At 51.4% G+C, this 15,742-nt stretch carries 16 protein-coding genes; 6 read left to right on the top strand and 10 right to left on the bottom strand.

Going from position 1 to position 15,742, the window contains the following annotated elements:
- Positions 1–111 precede the first annotated feature (111 nt).
- Positions 112–1,620, bottom strand: coding sequence for a hypothetical protein (locus EKM89_RS07645; protein WP_125687284.1), 1,509 nt, complete (start codon positions 1,618–1,620; stop codon positions 112–114).
- 200 nt (positions 1,621–1,820) lie between these two features.
- Between EKM89_RS07645 and EKM89_RS14310 the strand changes: the two genes are divergently transcribed.
- Complete coding sequence (locus EKM89_RS14310) at positions 1,821–1,952, top strand: hypothetical protein (protein WP_263853925.1); 132 nt, start codon at positions 1,821–1,823, stop codon at positions 1,950–1,952.
- A gap of 48 nt (positions 1,953–2,000) precedes the next feature.
- Here the strand turns inward: EKM89_RS14310 and EKM89_RS07640 are convergent, their stop codons facing one another.
- From EKM89_RS07640 to EKM89_RS07620, 4 genes are all read right to left on the bottom strand, one after another.
- Positions 2,001–2,891, bottom strand: a complete 891-nt coding sequence (locus EKM89_RS07640; RefSeq protein WP_125687282.1) for an EamA family transporter — start codon at positions 2,889–2,891, stop codon at positions 2,001–2,003.
- Positions 2,892–3,069: 178 nt separating this feature from the next.
- Positions 3,070–3,324: a CsbD family protein gene (locus tag EKM89_RS07635; protein ID WP_125687280.1), complete on the bottom strand. Its 255-nt coding sequence runs from the start codon at positions 3,322–3,324 to the stop codon at positions 3,070–3,072.
- 91 nt (positions 3,325–3,415) lie between these two features.
- Positions 3,416–3,997, bottom strand: a complete 582-nt coding sequence (locus EKM89_RS07630) for a hypothetical protein (protein WP_164510541.1) — start codon at positions 3,995–3,997, stop codon at positions 3,416–3,418.
- A 715-nt stretch (positions 3,998–4,712) separates the two neighbouring features.
- A complete protein-coding gene (locus EKM89_RS07620) occupies positions 4,713–5,690 on the bottom strand; it encodes a GDSL-type esterase/lipase family protein (protein ID WP_125687273.1) in 978 nt (325 codons plus the stop codon).
- Positions 5,691–6,124: 434 nt separating this feature from the next.
- Here EKM89_RS07620 and EKM89_RS07615 point away from each other — a divergent pair, with 434 nt between their 5' ends.
- Together EKM89_RS07615 and yaaA are read left to right on the top strand one after the other, a co-directional pair.
- Positions 6,125–6,595 carry a GNAT family N-acetyltransferase gene (locus tag EKM89_RS07615; protein WP_125687271.1) on the top strand — a complete coding sequence of 157 codons (471 nt, stop codon included), beginning with the start codon at positions 6,125–6,127 and terminating at the stop codon, positions 6,593–6,595.
- 60 nt (positions 6,596–6,655) lie between these two features.
- Positions 6,656–7,402, top strand: a complete 747-nt coding sequence (yaaA, locus tag EKM89_RS07610) for a peroxide stress protein YaaA (protein WP_125687269.1) — start codon at positions 6,656–6,658, stop codon at positions 7,400–7,402.
- Positions 7,403–7,567: 165 nt separating this feature from the next.
- On the opposite strand, the gene EKM89_RS07605 is transcribed toward yaaA, so the two are convergent.
- Complete coding sequence (locus EKM89_RS07605; RefSeq protein ID WP_125687267.1) at positions 7,568–8,146, bottom strand: TetR/AcrR family transcriptional regulator; 579 nt, start codon at positions 8,144–8,146, stop codon at positions 7,568–7,570.
- Between the two features lie 159 nt (positions 8,147–8,305).
- Between EKM89_RS07605 and EKM89_RS07600 the strand changes: the two genes are divergently transcribed.
- Positions 8,306–11,071, top strand: coding sequence for a YhgE/Pip domain-containing protein (locus tag EKM89_RS07600; RefSeq protein ID WP_125687265.1), 2,766 nt, complete (start codon positions 8,306–8,308; stop codon positions 11,069–11,071).
- 188 nt (positions 11,072–11,259) lie between these two features.
- Here the strand turns inward: EKM89_RS07600 and EKM89_RS07595 are convergent, their stop codons facing one another.
- Positions 11,260–11,673, bottom strand: a complete 414-nt coding sequence (locus tag EKM89_RS07595) for an OsmC family protein (protein WP_125687263.1) — start codon at positions 11,671–11,673, stop codon at positions 11,260–11,262.
- Between the two features lie 14 nt (positions 11,674–11,687).
- A complete protein-coding gene (locus EKM89_RS07590) occupies positions 11,688–12,125 on the bottom strand; it encodes an OsmC family protein (protein ID WP_125687261.1) in 438 nt (145 codons plus the stop codon).
- 146 nt (positions 12,126–12,271) lie between these two features.
- On the opposite strand from EKM89_RS07590, the gene EKM89_RS07585 reads away from it, so the two are divergent.
- Positions 12,272–12,712: a MarR family winged helix-turn-helix transcriptional regulator gene (locus EKM89_RS07585; protein ID WP_125687259.1), complete on the top strand. Its 441-nt coding sequence runs from the start codon at positions 12,272–12,274 to the stop codon at positions 12,710–12,712.
- Positions 12,713–13,184: 472 nt separating this feature from the next.
- Here the strand turns inward: EKM89_RS07585 and pepI are convergent, their stop codons facing one another.
- Complete coding sequence (gene pepI / locus EKM89_RS07580) at positions 13,185–14,069, bottom strand: proline iminopeptidase (RefSeq protein WP_125687257.1); 885 nt, start codon at positions 14,067–14,069, stop codon at positions 13,185–13,187.
- 15 nt (positions 14,070–14,084) lie between these two features.
- Entirely contained in the window at positions 14,085–14,519 is a 435-nt protein-coding gene (locus EKM89_RS07575) for a MerR family transcriptional regulator (RefSeq protein ID WP_125687255.1), read from the bottom strand.
- 112 nt (positions 14,520–14,631) lie between these two features.
- On the opposite strand from EKM89_RS07575, the gene EKM89_RS07570 reads away from it, so the two are divergent.
- Positions 14,632–15,636 (top strand): NAD-dependent epimerase/dehydratase family protein, encoded by a 1,005-nt coding sequence (locus tag EKM89_RS07570; RefSeq protein ID WP_125687253.1) that lies wholly within the window; start codon positions 14,632–14,634, stop codon positions 15,634–15,636.
- Positions 15,637–15,742 lie beyond the last annotated feature (106 nt).

Below are 15,742 nucleotides of genomic sequence, written 5' to 3'. Positions count from 1 at the left end.
AGTATAGCACGCTAATCCGAACAAACGTTCTCGTTTACATAAACAATACAACCTTTACTAACTCGGTACAGACCGTTCGCCTAATACAGCTCATGAGTTATCTGCCACTTCCTATAAGGTATCCGTCGTCGGTGAAAACCAAACCGCAAAACCGCTCGGCAAGGTCACCGTGTACGCTTCGCCCCGACAATGAACGTGAATTGGGTGACTATTTGATAAAGCCTCAACTTTCACGACCGGTCGGCCAAACGGCGCAAAGCTATCGTAATGGTCAATTCCAGTCGCACTATACAGCCGAATCAATTCATCACGTGCATGAATTGAAGTCATCTCTAAATCGTGGTCGACCACGCCATAATCAGTACGCTGCATAACCACACGTTGAAACTCTGCCAGACCTTCCTGATCATCCGCTACGTCTGGATCATCATCCGCTAACTGCGGGTTGTCCGCCTCAGTAACGGCAACGGTTCGCTGCGGCATGGCTTCGTAAACGACGGCTCCCATCGTCGTGGCGTCCAACAAATCAGCGGCATCGTCCACTTCTCGATCCTGCGGGAGGTGCCGTGGCAACGGTTGCTGAACCACGATTGCTTGATAATGTGTCAGCAACTCATCGATTTTACCCGTCAATGCTTGAATATCGACCGTTTGCCCCTGAATGTGGTCGTACTCCTGACTGAGCAGGCGAATCGCATCCAGAATTGTTTGAAAGAGAAGATAGACCGTGTCCATACTGCTATCGATTGCGGTTGGGCTGGGATCGAAACTGGCAGCTAAGCGATCTAATTGCCGCTGCGAATAATCCCGTGCGTTCCGAAACCGAATCAACATTTTCCCTTGATCACCCACGGCATGCGCGGCGTCTAAGTCATCGCTCCCTTGTTGACTACGAGCAACTCGTTGGCTAAAATCTGTTGAATTGGCCAACGCCTGTAGCCTTGGCCCCTGCGCGAGTAATTTTCGAAATGCCGGAATGGCACGATCCCGCAACATTTCTTGCAAGTGATTGGCCGCCTCCCCACCATGGTTGAAGGCCAAGTCATTTGCCAGTTCGCTGAGGTCCTCGTCTAACTTATGCATCCCTTTCATCACATCCGCGTAAGCTGCTAGCATATTTTGAAAGTCGTTGTACAACTGCGTACTATCTGCAGCCAGACTAGGGTCCGTCAGTTTTACGACTAAATCACAGTATTCTTGAATCCGTGTGATATTGGCGGTCACCGTGTTGTCGGCATCGATGACCCGCTGCATCATGCTCAAATATTCGATGCCGCTACTGGTGATCTTATACACGAACGATTGCTGAATGTGATAGGCCCCATTCTTCATCGGTAAGCGCACTTTTCGTGGCGCCACCTCGACCAATTTAGCCTGATCACTCAATACGTCCAAAATCCGCTTCAAGACGACATCGGTCAGTGGCCGCTCGTCCAGCTCAAGGTAGTTGGCATTGTATGCCTGTAGCAGAGTCCCCAGCGTTGTCACGACGCCACTCGTTGCGCCGTCGTGGTATAAAATGGTCAGCACATTCCAACCTGCCAGTCGATGGTCGCGACTCAATCCCAGGTTGCTGGCTAACAACAGGTCTCTTAATTTGTCGGATAAAGTAACGGCGATGATATCGGCCTCCTCTTAGTTTTCTTTCAGTATACGTAAAACTTTCCCCGCGGTCTAGACGATTCTGCTCTTCCTTTCAACCTAGCAGTCCCATCGTACCCGGTCAATCAAACCGCGTAGCAATGAATGGTGACCGACCGTAACGACTTTTCCCTCACAATAGCCGATTCATGGTAAACTACCGGTGAGGAGGTCAGGCCATGAGTAAAACGTTGAAGATGATTCTCGCCATTATTATTCTGGGCGCTACCGCCAGTATCGTGTTGGGCCATCGCATTGTCCGTAGTCAAGCCATCGAACCATCAATTGTTCTCGTGCAGCAAACAAGCTAAAAGGGCCATGACAAATCGTCATCGCCCTTTTGTTTCACATGAAACATTTTAGTCGAGTTGCCCGCGGCGCTGCATGCCCCATACATTGGGCAAAACAACGGCCGAAATAATAATCACCACACCCAGCATTTGTAGCCAGCTCACAGTTTCACCTAACAAAATAAAGGCCACCGTGATGGATGACGGCAATTCCAGCGAAGATAAAATCGGGCCGATACCCAAGTCCAAATACTGCATAAAAATCGAATAGGCCACCAATGGAAAGACCATGGAGAATAGTGCAATCAACATCCCCCACCCAATCGTCGGTGCCGTGATTCGAGCCGTTACGATTTGTGGTCCCCAGACAATGGAAATCAGGAGAAAGGCGCCAACGCACAGCAACCAGGTCTTACTCAACGGATCAAGGTTATTGCCCAAGCTGGCCGTAAACTGCATCGTGCAGGCGTAGGCACAAGCCGCCAAAAAACTGAGGAATAACCCCCACGGTGAGAGTGCTTGTTCAATTGGAAAAAGCCCCGCGGCCAATACCGTCCCAATCAAGACCAAGACAATGCTCAGCACTTGCAGTCGTGTCGGCCATTGCCGGTGGATAATCGCTCCCAACAGGACTGACAACCAGACGGCCTGCATCAGCATGACCGCGGCGGCAGCGACCGGGATTAATTTCAAGGACTGTATGTAGAACGTGTTCGTGAATCCAGACGCCGTCCCAGCGGCAATCACCAGCAAGATCTGTTTCCAGTTGGTATGTTGGTACCGCAGCCATCGCCGGCGGGCAATATGGATCACGCCAAGAATAATGACGGCGCTTAAAAAGGACCAGAACAATAACGGCCCGTTGACAACGCCTTCGCGAGCAGCAATTTTAAATAACGACGCGGGCACACCAAAACTAAGCGCGCCTAACCCCACAAATAGGGGTGCTAACTTCTTCAAAAACTCACCTCATCTAAATTAAGACTCCACTATCTATTATACACGTCTAGATTGGGAGATAGCATGAACCGATGTCACTGATATTGACTGTTTTTCTAATTACTTAAAAATAAGTGTATTTTTGTTCCACGTGAAACAAAAAAGCGGCCACCAATCACTTCTGGCGCCGCTACCTAACTTATTCTGCTAAATCTTCCCGAACGTCTTCGATGGCATCCTTAACTTCGCCCCGACCCTCGTGAAATTTACCTTTGAGTCGTTCAACTGGATCATCAGTGACTGATCCTTTCAGTTGTTCCACCTTACCCACCATCTTGTCGGCAGCGCTATCAGCATGGGCGCGCAACGCTTGCAACTGTTCCTTATCCTGTAACAGCAAGTAACCCAACGCCACGTTAGCCGCTAAACTAACACCTAACAGTAAATTTTTCATGCGGTTCGCCTCCTAAGATTAGTTGCTTTAGACAATAGTTATTATGACAATTAGTATATCGAATTATGTATTTTGAACGCAAACAATTTGCTCACAACGCCAACGGATTCAATGCTGCTAGCGCTAAAATATAACTGGCTAACGTCACAACGACCCCAGCCCAATTTTGTCGCCAACTGGTTAGAAAGGCGTTTCCCCACCGGATAATGTAGTGGTCACTAACCACCATTCTAGTTCTCAGCTGCGTTCCACGGGTCAACCGCACGACACAGTACAGCATGCCCCATTGACTGACGACCAATAGCATCCGCATCAAAAAGATAGCAACCCCATCATTAAATGACAGGCCCAACTGTGCTAGACTGCTTACACTGATACTGATTCCCCACATCACCGGCAACGCCAACGGCCACTTCACTGGTAACATCGAGAATAGAGCCAGCACCCCCACGAACCGTAGACCGACCCAGCTCGCATCTAAAAGTGAGCTTCCCGTAAAATGAATTGGTGTCGGAATGGCCGGTGTATAGCCTTGTTTCGTGAATAAGCTCAAATTTAATAGCAAAATAATAATTCCCCACCCAATAAAAAACGTGATGACATTGGGCGATGTTCGAAACGTTTCACTAGGTCGAAAAGGGGCGACCCACCACCGTTTACTCTCGACTTTCACACGCAAGACTCCTTCTACTTCTGAAATAAATGAGAATTCTAATTGTTTTATCATTTAATAGCTAGACTACACGTTCATCCGTTACGCGTCAAGGGATTTTTGGGGCAACTAACCAGCCGATTTATTCGTCAATTACCCTGGTAGAACTCGTGACTGTTTCACTGACTGACCACTATTTCGACTTTTCAATAATCACTCAGGTTAATCAGCACGTTATTCCCGGCTGTCGTCCATTTTTCAAGCCTAACATTAGTAGCCGATCGATAATAGGCTGTCGACACATCTTCATCGATGCTCCGCGCGTCTTCTCCAGGTACCGTACCAGATTCCCGAACACAACTCGGTAACTTTCGACCAGCCGATTCGTCAAAGGTCAACACATGTTTTAACTGAATTCATTCAGGGGCAGTTGACCAAGTCCCATAAGCCTCGCTCGTGCCAATCTCCTCAATGCCAAACATCCCATTGATAGAATTAGCATCTGGCACGGGGACATGTTCGCGATCCGGATTATCTTTGGGTTGAAACAGGTAGAGATGTTCATTTTCCCACTTGAATGTCAGTTACAGGAGGACGTGCAATTGGTCATAACGCAGTGAACTCGGCACAAGAGGTGTCCACCAAACTGCGGGTATCACGTCCTCAAGTTTAATGGTTATTGCCATTGCTACTGGCGGTTGTTCTGGCATACTAAAGTTTTCTTTGTTATTAATAATTAATTATTTGATATTAATAAATCGGGATATAATTCGCGTAATTTCTCTGCTAATTTATGACCCGCCAACTGTGACCCCGCCGTATCCACGTGAACCCCGTCAGTCGTGGATGGTTGCCAGTCGGCCGTTGTAATCAGGTTGGCCCCCGCCTGTATTGCTATCGTTGAGACCGCTGCAGCAAAACGCTGATTGAACGGCACCATTACTGCCACGCGACTCAGCGGGTACAGGTTTTGAATCTGCCGCAAAAATTGTTCAAATAGTGGTTCGAAGGCCGCAACTGTAATTCGTCGATCATTCGTCCCCACATTGACCACAACCAGGTCCGTTTGCTCTGGTTGCCATGACGTTCGGTCGTCGATCGCCGTCAACACCTGCGGCAGTGGCGGCACACCACCAGTTCCCGGCCAAGACACACCGGCCGCGCTGTAGGCCACCCGGACATCACGTAGCCCCAACAGGTCACTGGCAATGGCGGCATAGTTGGCCTCCGCGCGATAATCCACCGCGGCGTGGCGCCCTGGAATCACCCAGCATCCTGCCGTTATCGAATCACCAATAAACGTAATGCTATGCTGACCCGGTCGGACCGCCTGCAACTCACCATCGCTCCGCACCGACTGTACGGCGAAGCCAGCATCGGTCGCCCATAGCGGATCTGCATCCGTATTGCCACTCATGACCACCCGAATCACGTGCTGATGCCCGTCCAGGTTCAGGCGCCACGGCAACGTTTTGACCGCCATTCGTTGATACGGTAGGCCATCGATTTGAACTGCGATCCACGCGCTCACGTCTTGAGCTAGATTTAGCATGTTGAGCGTCACGACACTAGCCTGATCGACGCGAAACCAGAACTCCGCACCCAAATTTGTACTGTACATAACTCGTTGGCCACAAATCGTCTTTTCAACCCAGCGGCCTTGGAAATACACCGGCATCAGTGCATTATTTGCCGTTACTGCTTGTACCCGCATGCTAACTTCACCATCCTTGCTAATTCATTTTTCTCCAATTATTCCACAACTAACCGTGCAGTACCAGCTATTTCATAGTGGCTGGGACAAAACTCCAGACTCCTTTGGTATCTCCGAGTTTACATTGCTGAAACGGGGGACATAAGGCAGCTGACTCCGCTTAAAACTGATAACCAAATAATCCAAGCCCGGGATTATTCGGTTATCAGCCTTAATGCTCGCCAGCTAATCGCCTTCTGTCCCACTCTCTTCTACTTGACTTACCTTAGCCTGGCGTGCGATACTACTCGTGGTGCCAAACCAAGGTGGGGGTACGCGATCGGTGCGCAAGCATTCCGAAGGTCGCCGCACCTCACCACTTCAGTCTCGCGTTCTGCGCGGGGCTGTTTTTTTTGACTTAAAATGCTATTCTGTAAAAAAAGGAAGTGTTGCTCATGTTGACTATCCGCCGTTTCGTTCCCACAGACGCAGCCGCAGTTGCCCAAGTCGTTGCGAAAACGCTTCGGACGACCAACCGTCAAGATTATACCGAAGCTTACATCGAACACACCATTCAAAGACTCACACCAAGATTCTTTCTAGAAAAGGCACAGCAGACGCACTTCTACGTCGTTTGTGACGCCGCTTGCATCGTCGGCACCGGCGCCATTGGCTCCTACTGGGGCAGCTCCACGGAATTTAGTCTCTTCGACATTTTCGTCCTCCCTATCTATCAGGGTCAGGGAATTGGTCGTCTAATCATCTCCACCCTGGAACACGATTCCTACTTTCAACGCGCCGAGCGAGTGGAAATCCCGGCTTCCATCACGGCTTTGGGGTTTTACCAAAAAATGGGATATCAGTTCAAAGCTGGCCATGAGCAGGTAGACGACGAACAACTCTACCGTTTGGAAAAATTATTCTAATTTTAAAGTCGATTTGTTTCACGTGAAACATCAGTTTCTCCCCCGAAAGGAGCCTCCCGCTTGAAAATCATCATCGCGCCAGCTAAAAAAATGGTCGTCGACACCGATACTTTCGGCTGCGAAGACACCCCTAAATACTTAGCACAAACGCAAAAAATCCTGGCCGAACTTCGGCAACTGAGCTATATTCAAGCCAAAACACTCTGGCACTGTAGCGATAAGCTCGCCCAACCTAATTACGACTGGTTACAGCGACTCGATCTCACTCGCCAACTAACACCGGCGCTACTCGCCTTTTCCGGTATCCAGTATCAATACATGGCCCCAGACCTGTTTACCACCCCGGCGTTGAACTACGTGCGGGCCAACCTGCGTATCCTCTCCGGGTTTTACGGTATTTTGCGACCCTTTGACGGCATTGTTCCCTACCGCTTGGAAATGCAGGCCAAGTTGCCGATTGCCGGCAAACCTAACCTATATGCCTTTTGGCAAGACAGTCTGTACCAAGCACTCACGCCAACCATCGAGCCCATCGTTAACCTGGCCTCACAGGAGTATGCCAAGACGATTCAACCTTACCTGCGGCCACAGCAACCGTTCATCACGGTCGTTTTCGCTAGTCTGGTTGCTGGTAAACTTAAAACCAAAGCCACGCTAGCCAAGATGGCGCGCGGTGAAATGGTCCGCTTCCTGGCCGAACACCAAGCCACGACGATTGCCGCAATTAAAAACTTCGACCACCCCGATTGGCTATTCTCGCCAACCCATTCAACACCAAGTGAAATTGTCTTTATTTACCAAAAATAAGATCGCCGACAAGTCGTCAGCGGTCTTTTTGACGTTATTTTACCAGCTCTATTCGCGTCGTTCTTGCAACAGTAAGAATTATCATCGCTAACCGCACTCCGGTCGGTAAGGTGCTGACTGGCCTAGGTTACCTAATTTTAGTCTCAGTATTGCTGTTTTTAGGCCTCAACCCTTTACCGTCTGCAAGAATCCCCGTAATCCGTTCAAATCCAGTGCCATCACCCGTTGACGAAATTCCGTCTTAGACATGGCTAACTCCCCCGTGATGTAGAGCCGAAACAGTGTCAACGTACTGTTGATCAGAAAGTTCACGCCAATTTGCGCGTCGAGTTCACTGAGCTGGTAATCCGTTTGGAAGTTGGCTGCTAGTCCCGTCACGACCCGTTTCTTTACCCGCCGTGATAGGAAACTGTAATCATCTGAAGTTAACACGAACGTATAGAATTTGGGCGCCTGGTCAAAGAACACGCTCAGCCGGTCGAACCAAACACCAGAGTGGTTGAGTGGGTCATGATTCGCTGGTTCCCGTAAGAGTAAGTTAAGTAATTGGTCGGCGATTTCCGCCGTAAAACTATCGGCCAAGTCGTTGATCGAGTCGAAATGTAGATAGAATGTTTTCCGATTGATATTGGCTTCATCGGTCAGCTGTTGCACGGTGATTTCGTGAAAGCGGTACTGCTGAGCCAGCTTTCTGAAGGCCGCTCGCAGTGCTTCGTTAGTTCGGATAACTCGTCGATCCGTCATCAAATTCCCCCTGTTAGACCCCAGATGTGGTGAACCTGCGGCTTAATCCTCAAGTTGCCCTTATTTGTTGTGGACGTTCAGTACCGGACTCGGTATTATTTGACCACATGTGAGGTCTATTTATGCTCACAGGATACCATAGAATGGGGGGAGTCGCCGATGATTCACGCAGAATGGCGGTATTTAATCAAGCACAAATTTTTACTCGTGGTGTTGGTGGTGGTCATGTTGATTCCATCCATCTACGCCGTTACGTTTTTGAAGTCATTGTGGGATCCCTATGGTAAGTTAGCTGACCTGCCAGTTGCCGTGGTCAATCAGGATCGACCGGTCACCTATCAGGGTACCCATTTGGCGGCGGGGAAAGACCTCACCCAGAATTTGAAAACCTCGACCGCGATGAAATTCAAGCCGGTCACCACGAAACGAGCGGCCGAACGGGGGCTGGTCGCTGGTAAATACTACATGGTGATTACGATTCCTCGTAACTTCTCGTATAACGCGACCACGCTGATGGCAAAGACGCCGCAGCAGATGGTGTTGCACTACCAGACCAGTGCGGGTCACAACTACACGGCGTCCAAACTGACGGCCACGGCTGCCAAGTCCGCTGCCCAATCCGTTAGTGAACAAGTGACCAAGAGCTACGCCCACACCCTATTTACATCGATTAAGAAGATGGGAACCGGACTAGCTACCGCAGGAAAAGGGAGCCAACAGCTGGCGACTGGCAGCCAAAAGTTGACCACCGCCGACCGGAAAATCGCGCAGGGGTTAACCACCCTGACCGCCAGTAGCGTAAAGCTGACCAACGGCGAACACACCATTACCAGTAAGCTCAACGATTACGTTAGTGGCGTACGTCAGGCCCAGACTGGAAGTCGCCAACTGAGTACCGGTCTTGACCAATTGCTCAGCCAATCCAATCAACTGATCAGTGGTATCCAACAACTGGCCAACGGCGGCCAACAGGTCAGCAGTGGCGTGACCGCCTACACGCAAGGCGCCAGCACAATCAATACGGCGGCCGGTAAACTAGCCGGTGGCAGTCAAACGGTAAACACCGGTACGCAAAAGGTCGTCAGCGGGATTGCCGCCACAAATACCGGTACGCAACAACTTAGCTCAAATTTAACGACGCTCAATACGAACACCGGCCAGCTGACTGGCAGTATCACGACCCTAGCCAACGGCGGCCAGCAGCTCGCCAGCAAATTTAACCAGCTTCTCAGCGGCAGCACGGCCCTCACTAGTGGCCTACAGCAGGTTCAGGAAGGACTAAAGACCTCCCAAAGTCAGCAGGACGCGCTCAAATCTGCAGTCGGTAAGCTTACCGAAAGCGCGCAGAGCACGACGGCGGTGAAGAACGACGCCAGCCAGCTTCAAACAGCCCTGACTACCCTAGCCACGGCCAATCAGGCAAACGACCTCCAGAGCAAGGTGGCCGCAGCGGCGGATGCCCAAAGGTTGACCGCTACGCAGAAGGCAGCGATACTCAAAGCCGTCAGTGGCAACGACAGTCACGCTGCGCTGACCGCAGCGCAAACGGCAGCGAAACAGCTCAGCAGTGCCCTTAGCACGCTCGATACCTCAACCGATGCGTTGACCACGCTTCAGAACGACCTGAACACTGCTGCCACGGCACAAAACCAGCTTACCAGCAGCCTCGGTACCCTGACGACCGGTGCCCAAAGTCTAACGTCGGGTCTGCAACAAGCTAACCAATCGCTGAGCGACCTGAGCACGGGCCTAACCACGCTCAATAGTAAAACATCGGCCTTAACGGGTGGTCTATCGCAGCTCACCACGGGGGCGACCCACCTCGCAACCGGCACGCAACAACTGGCAACGAAGAGTGGTAGCCTCTCACAAGGAACGGCACAACTCGTAAGTGGCAGCAGGCAACTTGCCGGCGGTACGCAACGTCTAATCGCCAAGAATACCGCCTTAACCAGTGGCGCGACGGCCTTGTCAACTGGACTGAACACGTTGAATGGTAAGACACCCCAGCTCAAACAGGGCATTTCCCAACTGGCAACCGGGGCAAACACGCTGACCAGTGGTCTCACCACTCTGGCAACCAGTGGTCCGCAGCTGACCAACGCCATGCAGACGGCCGCGACCGGTAGTGGTCAGCTCACAGCCGGGGCGACGACACTCACAACTGGTGCCAACCAAGCCACCACGGGGGCGACCACCGTCACTAACGGCAACGCTAAGCTGGCGTCCTCACTGAAGACTGCCAGCAAACAGGCCACCGTTCACCCATCGCAGCTGACGTACCGGCAATTTGCCAATCCAACCACTACCACGCATAGCGACCATGACGATGCCCAAAACAACGGGACTGGTATGGCGCCGTACATGATGTCGGTCTCTCTGTTCGTTGGCGCGCTGGCATTCAACCTGATGTTTGATATGTATACACCGCGTAAATACCCGCGGACCGGCTGGGGGTGGTGGCTCGGCAAGTCATCGATCATGAACGCCTTCGTTCTGGGCGAGGCTCTCTTCATGACGGCATTCATGGCGGGCGTCGATGGCCTGGCGCCAATCCATCCATGGGCCACATTTGGCATGATTCTCGTCACCGGAACGGCCTTCATGAGCATCGTCTACTGGCTTAATCTAGTCTTCGGTAAGGTCGGCGCGTTCTTCAGCATGATCCTGCTGGTACTGCAACTGGGCAGCTCGGCCGGTACCTACCCGCTACAGCTGACCAATGGCTTCTTCCAGGCAATTCACCCGTGGCTGCCAATGAGCTACTCGGTCAGCGGGTTACGGGAAACGCTGATGATCGGCCACTCAGCATTACCGGAAATGACCGTTCTGTTCGCGGTCACCTTGATCTTCTCGCTGATGTGTGTCCTGTTCTATGCACGCCGGCATGGTCGGGTTAAGGAAATGGATATTCCGGAGATTTAAGTACCAGCATCTCAAAAAGGAGTCTGGGGGTTGCCCCAGACTCCTTTTGTATCTCCGAATTTACATTACTGAAACGGGGGACAAAAGGTAGCCTGTGGGGGAACGCCTCCAGCCAAAGAACGGGCTTCCGGCTCACCTGAAAGCCGACAAGTTCAGGCGTCTCCCAGGTCATCCCACTCTCGTTCCAGCTACCCAACCACCGTAACCCCAGTCCGCTTAACCGGTACGGTATTGGTCAAATTATCCATCACGGGACAGGTGTTCTCGGCAAATTCCATGAATTCATGACACTTCTGCTTATTTTCATCCGTATTAAAATGAACGGCAACCCCGATTCTATCTAGTCCCAGCCGTTGCGAATCGTCGGCTTTTCGGCCTTCCAGGGTGTAATAAAAATCACGGTAAGTAAAGTTTTGCTGCTTCTTAAATGAGGCCATTACGATGGCTTCACACGCACCTAGTGCCTGTAAAATCGCTTCATGGGAGCCGACCGTTGCCGGCGAATCCGTAGCGAAGTTGACCTTGAAATCACGAACGGCCGCTTGGTATGCTTTTGGTCGATCCGTGCCCGTCACTTTAACTTTGAACGTCTCCATTGCCATGTTCAGTTCCCCCTTTACACGATTTCAACTTGGTCAAGCGCGATAGTGACCCCGTTACTCAGCATGTCCTTTACCGGACAGTTAGCTTCGATCTGGTCGGCAAATTGGTCACACGCAGCCTGCGTCTCTTTAGTTTTAAATTGTAAGTTATAGCGAATCTCTTGAAATCCATTGCGGATATCTGGATCGCCCATAAAGCCCGCTGCGTCCAAATCACCCTCGAGATTGACCGTCATTTGTTCATAGTTGAATTTGTCGTTAACTGCGAGATCCGCTGCCGTTTCCTGCAGCGAGGTCCCCAAGGCAGAGAGTACCAGTTCAACTGGATTCATCCCCGTATTGCCACCGCCCAGACTAGCCGGCTCATCAATCGTGGTATGGATACCTCGGGAATGAACATCGACTTGCAGACTGGCATCAGTTTTTCTGGCTGAAGCTTGATAACGTTCCATCAGTGTAGCCCCCTATTGCGAAATGTGATAAGCGCTTATATCCCCAGTATAATGAAATACTGAGCAAAGTCAATAGTTAGCTAACTATCTATTTTCGCTTAAAAAATGGTATAATGTAAAAAAAGTTATGAGGTAGGTGTACGGCCATGGCCACGTCCCAATTTGATTTAGATAGCTGCATCATGTGCATTACGTCCCGCAGCAGTAAGCTGTTCTCCAATAAATTTAACGATGTCATGGCACCCATGGGCTTGAATCGCAGCGCCTGGATGGCTCTCTACTACATCGATCAGCAGGAACAGCCCAATCAACGTGACCTCGCCAACCTGATTGGTATTACCGGGCCCAGCATGGTTAAAATCGTCAATCAGTTGAACCTGGCCAGGCTCATCACGGTTACGGTCAGCGCACATGACCGCCGCGAGCGCTTGTTGACCTTGACGCCTGCCGGAAGTGACCTCTTGGCACAGACCATTCCTCTCGCGGAGGCCTTTCGCGAGCAAGTCACCGCAGGCATTCCACAAACCGACCTCGACACGCTGGCACAAGTCATGGAACGGATGATGCAAAACGCTAGTGACCTTTAGCCCTAAAAGGTTAAAAGCTAAGGCTTGAAAGCTGAAAGTTAAAATGTTCATGTGACTCTTACGACAGTACGCGTTGTCACCGCTAAACGAGTTGAGCCCGTCGCACTCCGGCGGCCAGGGATTCTGCTTGCTGTGGGGGAATGCTTCCAGCCAAAGAACGGACTTCCGGCTCGCCTGCAAGCTCATGCATTCTCCCAAGTCATCCCACGATGTAAGCCGGAATCCCCGACCCCCATCGTTTTCATTTTCAATAGAAAACTGAAAAATTGTTCCACATGAAACATTTTGTCCACCAAAAGAGTCTGGAACAAACCCCAGACTCTTTTGGTATCTCCGAATTTACATTGCTGAAACGTGGGACAAAAGGCAGCTGACTCCGCTTAAAACTGATAACCAAATAACCCAAGACCGGGATTATTTGGTTATTAGCCTTAATGCTCGCCAGCTAATCGCCTTTTGTCCCACTCTTTCTTTACTCATTTTCCCGCAACCACCGCGTCAGTCGCTCACGATAGGTCGTTGCTTCATCAATGAACGCCATATGCCGACTGCGGGCAAACAACGTCCATTCAGCATTTGGTAGCTGATCGACCATCGTCTTCGCGACCAGTGGTGTACAGAGATCGTTAGTCCCACTCGTAACCAGCGTTGGCACCGTTATTTGGTCTAATTTCGTCGTATAGTCGTACGCCTTCAAAGTTCCGGTCGGGCAATATTCATTTGGTCCCCAGGCCGTGTTATAGGCGACCGTTCCAGCTTGCTTCGGTCGTCGTAAAAAATCTGGTAATTTCGCCGTCACCGGTCCCGCCGCATGAGCTTCCATGAATCGTTGATTGGCCGCTAGATAGGCGGGACGGGTGAAGTCCCCAGTGACCTCCGCTGTCGCGATAGCTTGCTGATCCGCTGGCGACATGAGTCGAATCAACCGGTGTTGTTCCTGCGCCCACAATTTTGCAGATGACAATGTGCTAGCCAGAATCAAACTCTGAATGCCGGCCGGATGGTGGTCACACAGATAAATGATTGCCAGCATCCCACCCCAGGATTGACCGAGCAAGTGGACGCGCTCAAGTCCCAGGTAAGCCCGCAACGTCTCTAGTTCTTCCACCCAGGTCGCCGCTTGCCACAGCTTGGGGTCATCTGGCCGTGAGGAGCGTCCGCAACCCAGCTGATCGTACATCACGACTGGCCGCCCAGTTTGTTCCGTAAGCCGATCGAACGCCTCAAAATAGTTGTGCGTTGACCCCGGTCCGCCATGCAACAACAGTAAGGGCACTTGTTCCGCAGCTAAGTCGCCTACGACGCGATAGTACGTTTGGTACTGGCCAAATGGCATGAAGCCTTCTTGGATTTTCACCGTTACGCCTCTATCTTATTGATATGGGTCCTGCAAACCATTGGCTACCTTCTCAGCCTTGGCGTATGCGCGCTCGACCGTGATCAATTCGGTAGCCTGTGGCGAATTGTAAATATCTAGCTTCATATCGAGTTCCTTAAGATTCGCGAGAACACGTTGTTGTTCAGCCAAAATAGTCGCCCGGTGTGCGGTCAACATAGCTTGCCGTTGTGGCACACTACTAGGCCCCTGCATGACGTAGGCAATGTACTGGCGAATCTCGCGCAACTTCATCCCGGTATTCTTCAAACAGGTGATGGTCTTCAGCAATCGTAAATCGCCGTCGGTAAACGCGCGGTAGCCCGAGCGATTGCGACTCACAAACGGCAACAGCCCTTCCTTATCGTAATAGCGGAGGGTATCGATCGACAATTGGGTCTTCTCCGCCACGGCTTTAATGGTATAAATCATATTTTTTCCTCCTACGGCTTGCCCTGGAGTTAGGTCGAGGGTTTATGCTGAACCTATCATAACTGATTCAGCTATGTTTGACCAATTAAAAGACTAACCAAGGAGAATTTCAATGAAGACTGTGCTCGTTACTGGTGGTAACGGCTTTTTAGCCTTACACATCATCCAAAATTTACTGACACAAGGTTACCAGGTGCGGGCTACCCTGCGCACATTGACGCAAGTCGAGACCGTTCGTGATACTTTAGCCGCCGCCCAAACACCCCATTTGCATAATCTCACATTCGTTGCGGCCGACTTAACACAAGCTGCCGGCTGGCAGAGCGCTATGGCCGGCATCGATACCGTGATGAGTGTCGCCGCACCGGTCTTTGTCAACGGCGAGACGGTGACTGACACCACGACCTCAGTAGCGACTAGTGGCACCCTGCGGATCCTGGAGGCTGCGGTCACTGCCCATGTTCGGCGGGTCATTATGACTGCTAATTTAGGGGCCGTGGGCTTTAGTCGCTTCGACCATACCGGAGCTGTGACCGAAGCGGACTGGACGGACCCGGAACAACCCGGCTTATCTCCCTATGAACAGTCCAAGTTAGTGGCCGAACAGCAAGCTTGGGCCTTTGCTGCCAAACATCCGCAGTTGGAACTAGTCACGGTCAACGCCGGCGCTATGTTGGGACCGGCGTTGGGTACCCACGTCAGCGGTAGCTTTGGACTGGTCAAACGACTACTCGCGGGACAACCTACCCCAAACTTCACGGTCAATGTCGTCGATGTCCGCGACGTGGCCGCGATCCACGTTCTAGCGATGACCACCCCGACCGCAGCGGGCAAACGAATCTTAGCAGTCGCCGACACCCCCATTACGGCACGAGAAATGTTAACAGCTATTCGGACAAACCGCCCGGCGCTCACTGGGCTGACACGCCATTTACTGCCAACTTGGCTGGTCCGAAGCCTCACACCCTTTAGCCAGCAGATCAAAGAGGTCGGCTTGATGATGCGACTCAATCACAACGTGAGCAACCAACGCGCACGGACGCTCCTTGGCTGGCAGCCGATCAGTAGCGCCACGGATGCCGTGTTAGCGGCCGTTGACAGCCTAACCGAACGCTAATGACACCGAGAGAGTGGGATAAAAGGCGATTAGCTGGCGAGCTGGAAGCGTTCCCCACAGCCAGCGGAATCCCTGGCAGCCGGAGTGCGACCAGTACCACTAATTT

Source organism: Levilactobacillus fujinensis (assembly GCF_003946335.1).
Taxonomy (GTDB): domain Bacteria; phylum Bacillota; class Bacilli; order Lactobacillales; family Lactobacillaceae; genus Levilactobacillus; species Levilactobacillus fujinensis.
The sequence above is the reverse complement of the archived record's forward strand: the minus strand, read 5'-3'. Positions and strand labels throughout refer to the sequence as shown.